The organism is Segatella copri (assembly GCF_019249795.2).
GTDB lineage: Bacteria > Bacteroidota > Bacteroidia > Bacteroidales > Bacteroidaceae > Prevotella > Prevotella copri_B.
In genome coordinates this window covers 234,554-252,569 of the sequence record NZ_CP156891.1, presented here as the reverse complement: position 1 = coordinate 252,569, position 18,016 = coordinate 234,554, and the positions used below count along the sequence as shown (strand labels likewise).

At 46.9% G+C, this 18,016-nt stretch carries 9 protein-coding genes; 3 read left to right on the top strand and 6 right to left on the bottom strand.

The genetic code is table 11. The features are described 5' to 3' along the window. Nucleotides 1-1,161 carry a hypothetical protein gene (locus KUA48_RS01110; RefSeq protein ID WP_153087192.1) on the bottom strand — a complete coding sequence of 387 codons (1,161 nt, stop codon included), beginning with the start codon at nt 1,159-1,161 and terminating at the stop codon, nt 1-3. A gap of 168 nt (nt 1,162-1,329) precedes the next feature. Between KUA48_RS01110 and KUA48_RS01105 the strand changes: the two genes are divergently transcribed. From KUA48_RS01105 to KUA48_RS01095, 3 genes are all read left to right on the top strand, one after another. Continuing rightward, nucleotides 1,330-2,520, top strand: coding sequence for an ATP-binding protein (locus tag KUA48_RS01105; protein ID WP_118254737.1), 1,191 nt, complete (start codon nt 1,330-1,332; stop codon nt 2,518-2,520). 138 nt (nt 2,521-2,658) lie between these two features. Further along, complete coding sequence (gene nifJ, locus KUA48_RS01100; RefSeq protein WP_153072459.1) at nt 2,659-6,237, top strand: pyruvate:ferredoxin (flavodoxin) oxidoreductase; 3,579 nt, start codon at nt 2,659-2,661, stop codon at nt 6,235-6,237. A gap of 1,219 nt (nt 6,238-7,456) precedes the next feature. Beyond that, a complete protein-coding gene (locus KUA48_RS01095) occupies nt 7,457-9,094 on the top strand; it encodes an ABC-F family ATP-binding cassette domain-containing protein (protein WP_022121988.1) in 1,638 nt (545 codons plus the stop codon). 157 nt (nt 9,095-9,251) lie between these two features. On the opposite strand, the gene KUA48_RS01090 is transcribed toward KUA48_RS01095, so the two are convergent. The 5 genes from KUA48_RS01090 to KUA48_RS01070 are packed head-to-tail and all read right to left on the bottom strand — an operon-like array spanning nt 9,252 to nt 18,009. Then, a complete protein-coding gene (locus tag KUA48_RS01090; RefSeq protein ID WP_218433023.1) occupies nt 9,252-11,285 on the bottom strand; it encodes a M13 family metallopeptidase in 2,034 nt (677 codons plus the stop codon). A 30-nt stretch (nt 11,286-11,315) separates the two neighbouring features. After that, nucleotides 11,316-13,298: an ABC-F family ATP-binding cassette domain-containing protein gene (locus KUA48_RS01085; protein ID WP_218433024.1), complete on the bottom strand. Its 1,983-nt coding sequence runs from the start codon at nt 13,296-13,298 to the stop codon at nt 11,316-11,318. 52 nt (nt 13,299-13,350) lie between these two features. Beyond that, a complete protein-coding gene (locus KUA48_RS01080; protein WP_022121985.1) occupies nt 13,351-14,625 on the bottom strand; it encodes an S-adenosylmethionine:tRNA ribosyltransferase-isomerase in 1,275 nt (424 codons plus the stop codon). Nucleotides 14,626-14,673: 48 nt separating this feature from the next. Further along, entirely contained in the window at nt 14,674-15,378 is a 705-nt protein-coding gene (locus KUA48_RS01075) for a phosphatase PAP2 family protein (RefSeq protein WP_218433026.1), read from the bottom strand. A 30-nt stretch (nt 15,379-15,408) separates the two neighbouring features. Beyond that, the gene (locus tag KUA48_RS01070; protein WP_218433028.1) at nt 15,409-18,009 is read right to left on the bottom strand and encodes a BatD family protein; all 2,601 of its coding nucleotides are present in this window, start codon (nt 18,007-18,009) and stop codon (nt 15,409-15,411) included. Between the last annotated feature and the right edge of the window lie 7 nt (nt 18,010-18,016).

Genomic DNA, 18,016 nt, shown 5'->3' with positions numbered 1-18,016 from the left:
TCAATGCAGCGGTGCCTCTTCCGAAGGTCTGCCAGGCTTTATTCTGAGATGATATCTGTTTCCATCATATTCCACGCGCATGATGTTCGTCCTATTGGTCTTCATCTCGTCGCTCGAATTAGCCACAAGATGTTCGTATAGATCGATTGCCACATGTCCCATCGTTCTGCGCAGATTGATTTCGATGCAAGGAACCACGCCCAGTCCGGTTCTGTTTACGTCCTCACCTTCCTGATTCAGCACAGCCTCGCAGAATTCATCCTTCTCCCCTTTCGTGCAGATCATCATGTCAACGCCGAACGGACCACTGTAAATATCCTTCAGCGCCGGCTCCATTACCTCGATGATACGCTGTCTGATTCCGGCAAGCTGAGCCTCGCTAATGAGCGGTTTCATCATTTCCACCTTCTCAGCTTCAGAGCAGAGCACATTGCCCGAATAGGCATTCTTGATCGTATCGAATAGCGAAAGACCGCGATAGAGCGCCTTGCCATCTTTCATTTCAAACTCCATGGCGAAATCTCTCACCTTATTATATAGGGGTTCTACGGTTACGCCGCCCTGATGATAAATCATGTTTGCCACCCATCTTTCGAAGGTAGGATAATCTCCGGCTGTTCTGAAGTCCTCAGCACTCACATATTTCACTCCCCTCCCGCTACTGCTCCAGGGAGCCTTGACAACAGCTTTGCCGTGCTGGAGAATGAGTTCTTTGACGCGAGCCGTCTCAGTAACATATTCCACGCCACGCTGCAGATGAAGGGCAGCCCATTGCCTGCTGCTCACCTCGCGTACCTTATTTAATACAGCATCAGTCGGCAACATAATCTCCGGTATTCCCAAACGCTCCAACTCACCTTTCAGCGACAGGTTCCATCCCCAGGGATGAACACTGTCCAGAAATTCCGTCTTGAGCAGATGCTTCAGCTGAGGCTTGGTGATAAACTCAACCTTGCTGTTCAGTTCAGCTCCAAAATGGCGCACCCTGTTCTTCGCAAAATCAATATCATCCACAAGTACGAGGTCGCCCTCTTCCGCCCAAAGAGCCGGAATGAAAGCAAGATCACTTCTAAGTTGTCTACCCGCATGAGGCGCGGTGAACTGTTTCAGATTTGCAGCCAAAGCCAAATCATGTTCTGGATTGAAAATATGTAACTTCATGGTGCAAAGATATAAAGAAAAGCGCAAAATAGGGAAGAAAATCCCCATTTTTACTTAGACAAGTGCTAAATAATGAAAAAAAAGTTACTTTTTGCTATCTAGAGTTTGCAAATTAGAAATATTTAATTACCTTTGCATCGTAAAAACAATTAGAAACGATATAAACTCATGGAAGAAGCATTCTTCAGAACACATACATACCTCGTAGAGCATACGGACGCACCAGTAAGACGCACTCTGATGGACGAAATCGACTGGAGCGACCGTTTGATTGGCATAAAGGGAACACGCGGTGTAGGAAAGTCTACATTCCTCCTTCAATATGCCAAGGAGCACTTTGGCCCTACTGACCGAAAGTGTCTGTATGTGAATATGAACAATTTCTATTTTCAAAGCAGAGGAATCGCAGATTTAGCTGGTGACTTTGTTCGCCACGGCGGCAGAACCCTTCTCATCGACCAGGTCTTCAAACAGTCGGACTGGAGCAAGGAGCTGCGCAAATGCTACGACCTGTATCCAGAGTTAAGAATCGTGTTCACAGGTTCCAGCGTGATGAGACTGAAGGAAGAGAATCCTGAGCTCAATGGAATCGTGAAAAGCTATAATTTGCGAGGCTTCTCTTTCAGAGAGTTTATCAACCTGCAGACTGGCAACAGTTTCCAGCCATATACACTCGATGAAATCTTGCGCAATCACGAGCACATCATCAAGCAGATACTGCCCAAGGTGAGCCCGATGAAATACTTCCAGGACTACTTGCATCATGGATTCTATCCATTCTTCCTGGAGAACCGCAACTTCACAGAGAATCTACTAAAGACAATGAACATGATGACCGAGGTAGACATCCTCCTCATCAAGCAAATCGAACTGAAATATCTCACCAAGATCAAGAGGCTCTTCTATCAGCTAGCTGTAGAAGGTGCCAAGGCTCCCAACGTGAGCCAGCTTGCCGAAGAGATCAACACCAGCAGAGCTACGGTAATGAACTACATCAAGTATCTTGCTGATGCGCGACTCATCAACATGATTTACCCTACCGGGCAGGAGTTCCCAAAGAAACCATCCAAGGTGATGATGCACAACTCCAACCTGATGTACGCCATCTATCCTATCAAGATAGACAAGCAGGAGGTGATGGAAACATTCTTCGTCAACTCGCTCTGGAAAGACCATAAGGTAAGCCAGACCGGCAAGGACCACTACTTCATTGTAGATGGTGAGAAGAAGTTCAGAATCTGCGATGCGCAATCTCCAAACAAGGTGCGCAACAATCCCGACATCATCTACGCCCGATACAATACCGAGGTAGGCAAGGACAACAGGATTCCGTTATGGCTTCTGGGTTTCCTATATTAATATAATTGGTGTTGGAATGGGCAAAAACATTCGAAAAACAAAAACAGAACTGAAAATTGAACTCTCAAACAGATTCAACTATCAAAGTTCAAAGGAATAAAAATACAAAACATTTTTAATATTTTATCTAAAAGTAAAATGGCTAAAGAGAAAAAATTTATCACTTGTGATGGTAACACAGCTGCCGCACATGTAAGCTACATGTTTACTGAGGTTGCTGCTATCTACCCTATTACTCCATCATCACCAATGGCGGAGCATGTAGATGAATGGGCTGCCAAAGGTCGTAAGAACCTTTTCGGTCAGCGAGTTTCTATCCAGGAAATGGAATCAGAGGCTGGAGCTGCCGGTGCAGTTCACGGTTCTCTCCAGGCTGGTGCCTTGACTTCAACTTACACTGCTTCTCAGGGTTTGTTGCTGATGATTCCTAACATGTACAAGATTGCTGGTGAGTTGCTCCCTTGCGTGTTCAACGTATCAGCTCGTACATTGGCTTCTCACTCACTTTGTATCTTCGGTGACCACCAGGACGTAATGGCTTGCCGCCAGACAGGTTTCGCTATGTTCTGCTCAGGTTCTGTTCAGGAGGTTATGGACCTCTCTGCAGTTCCTCACTTGGCTACATTGGAGACAAAGGTTCCTTTCATTAACTTCTTCGACGGTTTCCGTACTTCTCACGAGTACCACAAGATCGAGGAGATGGATATGGAAGACATCCGTCCATTGGTTAAGGAAGAGTTCATCGAGGACTTCCGTAACCGTGCTTTGACTCCTGAGCGTCCTGTTACTCGCGGTACTGCTGAGAACCCAGAGACATTCTTCACTCACCGTGAGGCTTGCAACCCTTACTACGATGCAATTCCTGAGGTAGTAGAGAAGTACTGCCAGGAGATGACTAAGATCACTGGTCGTGAGTATCACCTCTTCAACTACTATGGTGCTGAGGATGCTGAGAACATCATTATCTTGATGGGTTCTGCTACAGAGCCAGCTCGCGAGGCTATCGACTACTTGAATAAGCAGGGCAAGAAGGTTGGTATGGTTGCAGTTCACCTCTTCCGTCCATTCTCTGTTGACTTCTTGAAAAAGACTATCCCAGCTACTGTTAAACGTATCGCTGTTCTCGACCGTACTAAGGAGCCAGGTGCAGAGGGTGAGCCATTGTACCTCGACGTTAAGTCAGCTCTCTACGATGACGAGCGTAAGCCATTGATCGTTGGCGGCCGCTACGGTCTCGGTTCTTCTGATACAACTCCAGCTAAGATTGTTGCTGTATTCAAGAATCTCGAGTTGCCACAGCCTAAGAACCACTTCACTGTAGGTATCGTTGATGACGTTACATTCACTTCTCTCCCAGAAGAGGAAGAAATCCCAATGGGTGGCGACGACTTATTCGAGGCTAAGTTCTACGGTTTGGGTGCAGACGGTACTGTTGGTGCAAACAAGAACTCAGTTCAGATTATCGGTAACAATACTAACAAGTATTGCCAGGCATACTTCTCTTACGACTCTAAGAAGTCTGGTGGTTTCACCTGCTCTCACTTGCGTTTCGGCGACAGCCCTATCCACAGTGCATATCAGGTAAATACTCCTAACTTCGTAGCTTGCCATGTACAGGCTTACCTCCACATGTACGATGTAACTCGTGGTTTGCGTAAGAACGGTTTCTTCCTGTTGAACACTATCTTTGATGGTGAGGAGTTGGTTAACTTCATCCCTAACAAGGTAAAGCGTTACTTCGCTCAGAACAACATCACTGTTTACTATATTAACGCAACTAAGATTGCTCAGGAGATTGGTCTCGGCAACCGTACCAACACCATTCTCCAGTCTGCATTCTTCCGTATTACAGAGGTTATTCCTTTGGATCTCGCTGTAGAGCAGATGAAGGCATTCATCGTTAAGTCTTACTCTAAGAAGGGTCAGGACGTTGTTGACAAGAACTTCGGCGCTGTAGACCGTGGTGGTGAGTACAAGCAGTTGACAGTAGATCCAGCTTGGGCTAACCTCGCTGACGATGAGGCTAAGGAGGATAACGCTCCAGCATTCGTTAAGGAGCTCGTTCGTCCTATCAACGGCCAGGCAGGTGACCTCTTGAAGGTTTCTGACTTCGTTAAGCACAACACAGTTGACGGTACATGGCAGAACGGTACTGCAGCATTCGAGAAGCGTGGTGTTGAGGCATTCGTACCAGTATGGAACGTAGAGAACTGTATCCAGTGTAACAAGTGTTCATTCGTTTGTCCTCACGCAGCTATCCGTCCATTCGTATTGACCGATGAGGAGCTCGCAGGCATCGAGGGTCTCGCGACTCAGGATGTTAAGGCACCTAAGGCTTTGGCTGGAATGCACTTCCGCGTCGAGATTTCAGTACTCGACTGTCTGGGTTGTGGTAACTGTGCTGACGTCTGCCCAGGTAAGAAGGGTGAGAAGGCGTTGACAATGGTTCCATTCAACGTTGACGCAGAGGATATGGTCAAGGAAGCAGCTAACTGGGAGTATCTCGTACACAAGGTAGCTTCTAAGCAGGATCTCGTAGACATCAAGCAGAGCCCTAAGAACTCTCAGTTCGCTCAGCCATTGTTCGAGTTCTCTGGTGCTTGCTCTGGTTGTGGTGAGACTCCATACGTCAAGTTGATTTCTCAGCTCTTCGGCGATCGTCAGATGATTGCTAACGCTACTGGTTGTTCTTCTATCTACTCAGCTTCTATCCCATCTACTCCATATACAAAGAACGCTAAGGGTCAGGGTCCTGCATTCGACAACTCATTGTTCGAGGACTTCTGCGAGTTCGGTCTCGGTATGGTAATGGGTAACAAGAAGATGAAGGAGCGCATCGCTCACTTGCTCGAGGAGGCTAAGGCTCAGGAGCATGTTCCTGCTGAGTTCGTAGCTGCTGCTGACAAGTGGATGGCTAACATGAACGATTCTGAGGGTTCTAAGGAGGCTGCTGCAGAGTTGAAGCCTCTCATCGCTGCCGGCGCTGAGAAGGGTTGCCCTATCTGCAAGGAGCTCAAGACTTTGGATCACTACCTCGTTAAGCGTTCACAGTGGATCATCGGTGGTGACGGTGCTTCTTATGATATCGGTTACGGTGGTCTCGACCACGTATTGGCTTCTGGTGAGGATGTTAACATCTTGGTACTCGATACTGAGGTTTACTCTAACACTGGTGGTCAGTCATCTAAGTCTACTCCACTCGGTGCTATCGCACAGTTCGCTGCTCAGGGTAAGCGTATCCGTAAGAAGGATCTCGGTTTGATGCAGACTACATACGGTTACATCTACGTAGCTCAGGTAGCTATGGGTGCTGACAATGCTCAGACATTGAAGGCTATCCGCGAGGCTGAGGCTTATCCAGGTCCATCACTCATCATCGCTTACGCACCATGTATCAACCACGGTTTGAAGCGTAAGGGCGGTATGGGTCGTTCACAGCACGAGGAAGAGTTGGCTGTTGAGTGCGGTTACTGGCACTTGTGGCGTTACAACCCACTGTTGGCTGATGAGGGTAAGAACCCATTCACACTCGACTCTAAGGCTCCTAACTGGGAGAACTTCCGCGACTTCTTGCTCGGTGAGGTTCGTTACCTCTCTGTACAGAAGGCATTCCCTAAGGAGGCTGATGAGCTCTTCTCTCAGGCAGAGAAGATGGCTAAGCTCCGTTACCAGACTTACGTTCGTAAGAGCCAGGAGGACTGGAGCGAGCAGATCTAATCTAGCGAGATTTCAATAGGTTAAATATATAATCTCCGAAGACCTTGGTTGCGTTCTGCAATCAAGGTCTTTTTTGTTTAAAAATGCTCCATATTCATGTAAAAATTGGAAATAAGTGATGAAACATATGGAAAAATCGTGATTTTGAGATTGGGTTCTTTAGGGGCAATTCTAATTGTTTTGTAAAGAAAGCAGAACATTCACATGTGGTATAAGACGGGCTGAAAGCCCAAAAGCTCTTAGCCCAGGGCGTATTGGGTAATTTCAACCGTACAGATCGAACCATTATGGATTTTTAATCCGCTAAAAGAAACGAAGCTAGAAGCGAAATCAGACTGAGCAATGTAAATAATCCTTACCCACCCAAAACAGAAACCCCAAAAGGCAAAAATCAGTGCTTTTTAGTGAAATTTCGAAGAAAAAAATGCAAAATAAGAGGGTTAGAAAGGTGTTTTACCCCCTCTACTAAGGGTGAAAAATGCCCCTCCTCGGACATAAAAACAGCCTCTGAGATGATATATTTTTAACAAAAGCAACATAAAACAAGGATAAAAATGCAGAATTGAACAGTATAAAAGCTAACTTAAGTGGCTTAATATGTAGATAATTATTATACACAGAACGTTAGAGTAGAAATACAACAAAATGCGCATAACACGCTAATAGCCAATACATTCTGAAATACAGACAGCCTATATCAGGTAAAATTCACAAGTTCATCTAGCGTGTCATTAAGGGTCAAGGTCATTAAGGGTCATTTTCATTTTCGGGGGAGAAAAATCCCCTATAGTATATATATATAAATAAATATTTATATATACTATAGCTCAAAATGACACTTTCATTTTTCTAAATGACCCTTAATGACACTGACCCTTAATGACACGCTGGCTTTTTATCCTTACACCTCACCATCAGATTGTTCTGCAATAAAGTTCAGCTAGAAAACCAATAGAAATCAGTATCAATCAATCACTTACACTACTTCTCCGAAAGAAAGTCAGGGTAAAAGCTTGCATTCTGCCCAAAAATGTTGTATCTTTGCACCGGCAATCGAAAGAACAGCCTTTTGTGCCTTGCTCAGGTCTTCTCTTAAGACCAACACGGGTCATAAATGATGGCAGGCGCTGGTCATCAATGAAGACCCCGAAAACGGCAGGAACGGGGCGTTCTGGGGAGTTGCTTAAAGAAACAAAAATTTGAACAAGAAGAAAATAATATGATTACAGTTGATGGATTGACCGTAGAATTTGGCGGCACCACCCTATTCAAAGACATTTCCTTCCAGATTAACGAGAAGGACCGTATAGCCCTGATGGGAAAGAATGGCGCAGGAAAGAGCACATTGCTTAAGATCATCGCCGGTGTGAGAAATGCTACTCGTGGCACCGTTTCCGCTCCCAAGGATTGCGTCATCGCCTATCTGCCTCAGCATCTGATGACCGAAGACGGCAGAACCGTATTCGAGGAAACCTGTCAGGCGTTTGCCCATCTGCACGAAATGCAGGCTGAGATTGACCGCATCAACAACGAGCTCACCACCCGTACCGATTACGACAGCGATGATTACATGCAGCTCATTGAGAAAGTATCCTCTCTCTCAGAGAAATTCTACGCCATCGACATGACTCATTTCGAGGAAGATGTAGAGAAGACGCTGCTCGGTCTCGGTTTCGAGCGCTCTGATTTCAACCGCCCTACAAGCGAGTTTTCGGGAGGATGGAGAATGAGGATTGAACTGGCAAAACTGCTCTTGAAATCGCCAGACGTACTGCTGCTCGATGAGCCAACCAACCATCTCGACATCGAATCCATCGGCTGGCTCGAAGACTTCATCATCAACAGTTCGAAAGCAGTAGTTGTCATCAGCCACGACCGAAAATTCGTTGACGACATTACAACAAGAACCATCGAAGTAACCATGGGCCGCATCTACGACTACAAAGCCACTTACAGCCAATATCTGGAACTGCGCAAGGAACGCCGCGAACAGCAGATGAAGAAATATGAAGAACAGCAGAAGATGATTGCTGAAACCAAGGACTTTATAGAACGCTTCAAAGGCACTTATTCTAAAACCTTCCAGGTGCAGAGCCGCGTGAAGATGCTAGAGAAACTGGAACTTATCGAAGTGGATGAAGAAGATACAAGCCGCCTCCGACTCAAGTTCCCGCCGAGCCCACGAAGCGGTGCTTATCCGGTTCAGATGAGCGATGTGGCGATGTCGTTTGATGGCAAGAAGATTTTCAGCGGCGTGAATCTTACCGTAGAAAGAGGCGACAAGATTGCCTTCGTGGGAAGAAACGGAGAGGGTAAGTCAACGCTTGTGAAATGTATCATGGGTCAGCTTCAGAACGAAGGAAAGTTGGAATTGGGACATAATGTGCAGATAGGTTATTTCGCCCAGAACCAGGCTTCTCTGCTCGATGGAGAACTTACCGTATTCCAGACCATTGATGATGTTGCCAAAGGTGAAATTCGCAACAAGATACGCGATTTGCTCGGAGCATTCATGTTTGGCGGAGAGGATTCTACCAAGAAGGTGAAAGTATTGTCGGGAGGTGAGCGCACTCGCCTTGCCATTCTCAAGCTGCTGCTGGAGCCGGTGAATCTGCTGATTCTCGATGAGCCTACCAACCACCTCGACCTGAAGACCAAGGATGTGCTGAAACAGGCCTTGCTCGATTTCGACGGAACGCTCATCGTGGTTAGTCACGACCGTGATTTCCTCGATGGTCTTGTCAGCAAGGTTTATGAGTTCGGTCATGGTCGCGTCCGCGAACATCTCTGCGGCATTTACGAATTCCTGGAATCGAAGAAGATGGAAAATCTTCAGGAACTGGAGAAGAAACAATAACCCCCTATTCTATTGTTTCCTTATCCAAAAATATTTCAAGCATAAAACAAAAAGTCCTGATGTTTCAAACAAACGAAACATCAGGACTTTATTTTTTTCTATCTATTCGGAAAAACCATTCCCGAAAAATTCTATTCGGAAAAACTTCCTTCCGGAATTACCAAAGCTCCAGGCGCTGGTTCTTAGGAATGAACAGCTTGTCGCCCTGCTTTACACCAAATGCCTCATACCATGCATCGATGTGAGGAAGCGCACCATCAACACGCCACTTGCCGAGAGAATGAGGATCATTCTTTACGCGGTTGCGGATTTCCTTATCAGTAATGTTCTGTCCCCAAACACCTGCATAGGCGAGGAAGAAACGCTGGTCAGGAGTGAAACCATCCTTGTTCTTCAATGGCTTCTTAGCAGTAGCATTCTTGAAGGCATTGTATGAAACCATCAAACCACCATGGTCGGCAAGGTTCTCGCCGAGGGTGAAACGGCCGTTGGCATTCAGATCAGGCAACACCTTGATGTTACTGAAGAAATCAGCATACATATCAGCACGCTTGTTGAAACCTTCTGCATCTTCAGCTGTCCACCAGTCCTTCAGATTACCGCTAGCATCATACTGACGACCCTGATCATCGAATCCGTGAGTCATCTCATGACCGATTACTACGCCGATAGCACCATAGTTGAATGCAGCATCAGCCTTAGGATCGAAGAAAGGATACTGGAGAATACCAGCTGGGAAGCAGATCTCATTGGTAGTAGGATTGTAGTAAGCGTTCACGGTCTGAGGAGTCATGAACCACTCATCCCTATCTACTGGCTTTCCTGCCTTCTCTGCAATCTCCTTATCGTTGGCAAACTTGCGGCAAGCCATTACGTTCTCATAATAGCTCTTAGATGGGTCGATGCTGAGCTTGCTGAAATCAGTCCACTTGTTAGGATAACCAATCTTTACATAGAACTTGTCGAGTTTGTTGTGGGCAGCTTTCTTTGTAGCATCGCTCATCCAGGTCTGAGCATCGATACGCTGACCGAGGCTGATCTGAAGATTCTTCACGAGTGTCTCCATCATCTTCTTAGAGCTTTCTGGGAAATAGCGCTTACAGTAGATGCTACCGAGCGCCTCGCCTAACTGAGCCTCAACCTGAACAGTAGCGCGCTTCCAAAGAGGATAATCCTCCTTACGGCCACTCATAATCTTACCGAAGAATTCGAAACGGGCTTCGCGAATCTCATCGCTGAGGTAAGAAGCAGAACTACAGATGATGTCCCACTCCATCAAAGCCTTCAATGTGCCTGCACATTCTGCAGCTGCCACCTTGTCATAACCGGCAAAGAAAGCAGGCTGACCTACGATCATCTCCTTGAGATATTCGCTCTTGATTCCCTCGGCGTTGGCAAGTGCCTCGAGAGGAATGTTAGGATAATTCTCCTTGAATTCTGCCAAGGTCATCTTGTTGTAGTTGGCCTGAGGATTACGAAGTTCGGTACGGCTCTTAGAGAAAGTAGCGAGCGTTGTTTCGTGAAGGAATACGGCAGAAGCCTTCTTGGCAGCTTCATCAGCAGAGAAACCATAGAGCTGGAACATCTTGCTGAGGTAAGACTTATAAGCCTCACGGATAGCTACGGTTGCAACATCGTTGTTGAGGTAATAATCCTTGGCACCGAGAGTAAGACCGCCCTGCATCAGGTTGTAGATGTTCATGGTTACGTTCTTCTCATCGGCAGCGAAACCTGCGCCATAGCTCAAGCCGAGCCCCATCCATGCATACTTAACCTGAAGCTTCTGAAGCTCGTCCTTGGTCTTGGCAGCTTCTATCTCATCCATCAGAGGCTTTACTGGAGCGATTCCAGCCTTGTTGCGGCTGTCAACATCCATAGAGAGTTTGTAGAAATCAGACAATTTCTGCTCAATGGTTCCAGCCTTGTAAGTCTTCTTCTGGAGTTCAGAAAGAATGGTGTTGATGCGCTTGTTGTTGTTCTCAGCCAGCCGTTCAAAACTGCCATAACGGCTGTAAGCGGCAGGAAGAGGATTGTTCTTCTGCCATCCACCTGTAGCAAACTGATAGAAACTGTCTGCTGGCTTCACTGTCTGGTCGAGATTGCTCATGACAAGACCCGATTTATTCTGAGCATCAGCGCCTAATGGCAGAGCTGCGATCAGCATCATCGGTAAGATCATTTTCATTTTCATTTTCTTCTCTTTTATATATTAATGTTACTATTATTTCGAAACTTCTTCCAATTCTTCCGAAAGGAGCATCCAGCGCTCGTTCTCCTCATCGAGACCCTTCATGAGTTCAGTGTATTCGGTCACGAGTTCCATGTTGGTTGCATTTTCCGGTTTCATCAGAAGTTCATCAATCTCCTTCTTTCTCGCTTCCAGTTTTTCAATCTTCGCCTCGCATTCCTTCACGGCTTTCTCAGCCTTACGGATCTTCTTCTGCTGTTCCTTATGTTCAGCGTAGCTCTGCTTGCCGGATGTGGCAGAGGCAAGACTGTCGGCTGTAGAACCTGATGCGACAGAAGAACCGGAAGTATTGGCAGAAGGCGAACCGGCAGAAGCCATACTCTGGTTGGCAAGAGCTTGATTAATATTCTCGGCATTATGGGCACGGAGATAATCGTAAATACCACCGAGATGCTCACGAACCTTGCCGCCGCCAAACTCATAGACCTTATCTACCAGACCATCGAGGAATTCACGGTCATGGCTCACGATGATGGCTGTTCCATCGAAAGCCTTGATGGCTTCTTTCAGCACATCCTTCGACTGCATGTCGAGGTGATTGGTAGGCTCATCGAGAATGAGGAGATTCACCGGTTCGAGCAGGAGCTTGATCATAGCCAGACGGCTGCGTTCACCTCCACTCAGAACCTTGACAAACTTCTCTGAAGTCTCGCCGCCAAACATGAAGGCGCCCAGGAGATCGTTCACCTTCAGACGCATTTCGCCTGTTGCCACATTGTCGATTGTCTGGAAGATAGTTAGATTCTCATCCAAGAGCTGCGCCTGATTCTGGGCGAAATAACCAATCTGCACATTATGACCAATCTTGAGAGTTCCGGTGAAAGGAATCTCACCCATGATACATTTTACCAGGGTAGATTTACCCTCGCCGTTCTTACCCACGAAAGCCACCTTCTCACCACGCTTGATGGTAAAGGTAACATGGTCGAAGACGGTGTGGGCGCCGTAATCCTTGCGCACCTCATCGCAGATGATAGGATAATCGCCACTTCTGAGACAAGGAGGGAATTTGAGGTGCATCTGCTTGTTGTCAACCTCATCTACCTCGATAGGCACGATTTTCTCGAGCTGCTTGATTCTGCTCTGCACCTGAACCGCCTTGGTAGGCTTGTAGCGGAACCGCTCGATGAAATCCTTGATGTCGGCAATTTCCTTCTGCTGGTTTTCGTAGGCACGGAGCTGCTGCTCGCGGCGTTCAGCACGCAACACCACATACTCATCGTATTTCACCTTATAGTCTTCTACCCTTCCGCAAGTAATTTCGAGGGTACGGTTAGTTACATTGTTGATGAAAGCACGGTCGTGGCTCACCAGAACCACAGCCTTGGCACTCTGCGCCAGGAACTGCTCCAACCACTGGATACTTTCAATATCAAGGTGGTTGGTAGGCTCATCGAGGAGCAGGACATCAGGCTTCTGCAACAGAATCTTGGCAAGTTCGATACGCATTCGCCAACCGCCGGAAAACTCCTTGGTTGGGCGCTCAAAATCATCGCGCGTAAAGCCAAGACCGCTCAAGGTACGCTCTATCTCAGCCTCATAGTTTTCGCCACCCATCATCATGTAGCGTTCATGTTCCAGGGTAAACTTCTCTACGAGCTGAGCATAGCTTTCGCTCTCATAGTCGGTGCGGTCGGCCATTTCCTGCTGCATCTTGTCAAGACGCGCCTTCATCTCGGTATTATGGGCGAAAGCCTTGCGGGTTTCCTCTTTCACGGTCGTATCGTCCTGCAGTTTCATCACCTGTGGCAGATAGCCGATAGTGGTTTCGTTAGGAATAGCCACAACGCCATCAGTAGGTTTCTGCAAACCGCAGAGAATCTTGAGCATCGTAGATTTTCCGGCACCATTCTTACCCACCAGGGCAATGCGGTCGCGGTCGTTGATGACGAAACTTACATCATGAAAGAGAGGCTTAACGCCAAACTCTACTTTCAGTCCTTCTACTGAAATCATCTATTTTAATTTATAATTTACAATTAATAATTTATAGTTTTCCTAACTCCTTTTACGGAATGAGCAGGGATGAATCTCCATAGCTCAGGAAACGGAAATCATGCGAAAGAGCATAATCGTAAACCTTCCTCCAATCGCCCTTGAGGAAAGCACTCACCAGGAGCAGGAGCGTACTCTGAGGCTGATGGAAATTGGTGACCAGCATCTTCACAATCTTATACTGATAGCCAGGAGCAATGATAATCTGCGTGCTGGAATGGAGTGCCTCCAAGCCGTTGCGGTCCAGATAATCGATGATTGCCTGGATAGCCTGCATCGGAGTGATTCCATCTACCAGATTGCCATCTTCAGAAAGCTCGTAAGGATCCCACTGTTTTACGTGCAGATCTTCTTCATTTGCCTCAGGATGCTTCAGCAGATGAACACCCATGTAATAGAGGCTCTCGATGGTACGGACGCTGGTGGTTCCTACGGCAATGACCCGACACTCGTGCTTGATGAGTTTTTCCAGGCTGCGGCGATGAACAACAATGTATTCCGTATGCATCTGATGGCCTTCGATTTCAAGGCTCTTCACCGGTTTGAATGTGCCGGCTCCTACATGCAGGGTTACTTCTTCGCGGTCGATTCCATGCGCATCAAGATCCTTGAGAACCGCATCGGTAAAGTGAAGTCCGGCAGTTGGAGCAGCCACACTTCCCTTGATTTTAGAATAAACCGTCTGATAGGTGGTCTTGTCGCTCTCCTCTGTCTTGCGGTTGAGATATGGAGGAATAGGCAACTCACCTACTGCTTCGAGAATCTCAGCGAAAGACACCTTGTCGTTGTCCCAATCAAAATCAACCCAATAGTTGGTTCCTCCGCCTTTGGCAACCATTTCCTGCGCTTCAGAACCGAGAGCATCTCCGCGTCGCATAGTGGCGCTGAGCGTAAGCTTGTGGCCCTTGATTTCGAAATCACGCTTCAGGCTTCCCTCTTTCCATTTCTTCAGATTACCGATCATGCAGAGCCATGAACAATGTCCGGTGGTCTGGAACATGAGTTCATAATCAGTAGGTTCTGCAGGCTCCATCAAGAAAACCTCAATAAGCGCACCTGTTTCCTTGCGGAAATGCAGACGCGCTTGTATCACCTTGGTATTGTTGAATATCATCAAGGCTCCTTGAGGGAGATATGTGGGAAGATGATGGAAAACATCATCGCTTACCTCGCCGTGCTTATAGACCAGCAGTTTGCTGTGGTCGCGCTGGGCGATAGGGAATTTTGCGATGCGCTCATCCGGTAAATCATAGTTATAATCACTAATTTTAATGTGTTTTGTATCCATTATTTATTTTACTTTTTGAACTTTCTATTTTGAACTTTTATTTCTGTACTAAAGATAAGCCATCTGACAGGTGGCATAAAGCACAACCATGATAAGGGTAAATATCACTACGGTCATGATTTTATCTACATCATCATAGTCGTAACCCGTACTCGTATACTGGTTGGAAATATACTTAATTTTTGGGGAGATGCGGTAATACATCCTGATGTAGATAAGATAAACGACAACTCCCACCACAGCTCCGATAGCCAGACCGCAAAGAATGTCGACCGGATAATGAACACCCAGGTAAAGACGGGTCCAACAGTTAACGAGCGACCATAATAACAGGGTCCACGTAACCAGTTTGCTGCGGATAAGCAATGAGAAGAAGATAGCTAACGAAAGCGTATTGGCTGCATGAGCCGAACAGAAGCTGAAACTCTTGAGGCGCATATTGTCAACCACCTGAACCGTATACTTGAACATCGGGTCGCTGGAAGGTCTGCATCTTTCAGCCAGCGGTTTGATGATTCCATCCACCAGTCCATCAGCCAGAAAGATACAGAGCAACGCTCCTCCAACCACGAGAGCAATCTGGCCCATCATCTCGTTGTTTCTTATCACAACAACGAAGAGGACGATATAAAGCGGAATCCATGTCCAGCCCGATGTAAGCGCCATCGCCATCTGATCGAGCCAGACATTCTCGCTGCCGTTAAACACATGCAACAGCTGCATATCAAAATCTTGTATTCTACTAAAATCCATTCTCTTTATTTTAATCAGATTTTATCTTAATCAGATTTCCTCTATAGCCTTGGTTTCAATCCAGCCTTCTCTGCCGTCTCCTACCTTGATTCCACGCCAGCCTTTCATCGCCTTATCGGTAATATCAACGCGGGTTCCTTCATGCAGCAGGAAGAGGTCAGCACTCGTCTTGGCTGGAGTCTTCTTCACATTGACCGAAGGAGCGATGATGATGGCTCCCGTACGGTTAATGAGCATCTGCCGCTGCTGGTAAGCAAAGAGATTGCTCAGCAGGAAGACTGCCACGAAGAAGATTCCACCGAAGAAACCAATCTTGCGCAACACGATATGCGGACCGAAGAGATAAACCAAGACCAGAACCAGCGCCATGATGATGGCAATGATGCCTGTCTTAGCCCAACAGTCAACACTCGTAAAGTTAACCAGCGCCTTCCACCAGGTTACGAAGAACATCTCGCTTTCCGGAGTAATCTTATCGATGGTTTTGCTACGTGCAAACTGAAGGTTGAAGCTGATGTCTTCATCGCCTGGCGAGAGCAGATGGGCACGCTCATAATTGAGCACAGCCTTGGTAATATTGTCTGTACGGTAATAAGCATTGCCCAAGTTATAGTAAACTTCGGCAGAAACACCATAATTGTTCAATATTTCCTCATAGTCGCGTATGGCCTGCTGATAGTTACCTTTCTGATATTCCGTATCAGCATTGTTCTTGGTTACAGCGCCTGCAGAAACAGAGCTGCCCAACATCACCATGATCATCATGACGAACGAATATCCGGTTGCACTCTTCTTGCGCTGCTTACGCGTTGCATTGATAGCATTTTCTATATCCATAATAGCAGTCATTGCTGATTCGAATGTACGGTTCATATTGCCGGCAGGGTCGCCCGGCGCATAGCGTTCAAACTCACATTCATCGAGCGCAGTTGTAAACTTCTCGATAGTTCTCTCCTCTACACAATGTTTTTCGAGCATAGCCTGAATGTTTTCACGTGAGAGCTTTTCGGCTGGCATGTTGAGCTTGTAGCTGACATAGCCCCACAAAGCACGGAGCACTTCATCGTAGAATTCTTCCTGCTTGCCACCGAGCATCAGCAGATGAGCCTTCTTCAGGCGCTTGGTTGCTATCTTGTTTGCCTTGTTGGAACGGACCTTTACAAGGTCGGCATTCTCGAGAGCACGGCGGCGGAAGACAATGAGCAGGGCAAAGAAGGCTGCCAATGGAACCAGCAGACTGGTCCAGTAGCCGAAGCTTCCGTAGAACATATCGTCAATATCATGGAGCTTAGACTTGCCCAGTTTCAGCGCATGAATGTCCTTATCCTTGTTGCTGAAATCTGATGTTTCATTGTCTGAAGTTCCATCGCCCTTCTCTACGTTCAGCGTAAACGGCTGGGTCTTGATTGTCTTGTACTTGTTAGCAGAAGTATCATAATAGGTGAATTCTACCGCAGGAATGGTATAATTTCCCTGATTACGAGGTACAGCCAGGAAGTCATAAATCATATTGCCTTCTACGCCATTGGCTGTAAGGCGGGTCTTGTCTGTCACCTTCGCATCGTACTTGTCAAAATCCTTAGGGAAGGTAATGACAGGCTGCTTGAGCAGCTTCAGGTTTCCGATTCCTCCTACCACTACACGAATGGTGATAGGTTCTCCAGCCTTTACTTCCTTCTTGTCGATGGAAGCAGTAATATTAAATTTACCTACACCGCCCGAGAAGTTGGCTGGGCGCTGAGGCAATGGATCAACCTGAATTTTCACACTAGGAGCTATAATATCTTTCTTTACTTCAACATAGCCGGAGCCACCATTGAAGAAAGCTTCCATCGGGTCAACATTTCTGTTCTGCTGAACTACGATTCCCTTGAAGGTAATGGCTGGAATAGTGAGGTTTCCCGTCATCTGCGGATACATAACATACTGGCTCCATGTAACGCATCGGTAAGGTCGGCCGTTTACGGTTTCAGTATGGAAAGCCTTCTGCTGAGGCAGCGGAACTTCCTGGTTGTGGAATCCCTTCAGGTCAGGCATCTTGCCTTCCAACTGGGTAAGGTCTACCTGCGTGTAAACCTTATAAGTAAGGAGCACCGGTTCCTGTTCGTGAACACGTCGCTTGTTAGCTGTAACCTTGATGAAGAGGTCGCGGCCTGATATTCTTGATCCGGCAGTTCGCATACGTGGTTCATTATAATCATTCTGTCCGTGCATGGAAGGTGCACCGTTGTTGCGTGCAGCATGGCCAGAAACCGTAATCTTAACCGGATGGGAAGAGAGTTTTTTACCATTTACGATGGCATGAGAGGCACCAATGCCAAAGGTTCCGTTCTTAGCTGCGTAGAGCGTATAGGTAATGGTTACCGACGATGAAGAGGAAGTATGGCCATTGATCATCTGATAACTGGACTGCGATGAGGTGTAAGGACCTGCGATTACCTCAAGTCCTTCTCCTACTCCACCCAGACGGAATTCCTCTACATCACGTGTATTGATGGTATAGGCCACACGGAAGTTTTCGCCCGCCGCCACGTGTGTTGGTGCCGACACACTGATACGCTGGGCTTTCAGCTGCAAACTGAAGCCCAGAAGCATTGCCCATATAATAATAAACCAACCTATATGTTTCATGTTCAAA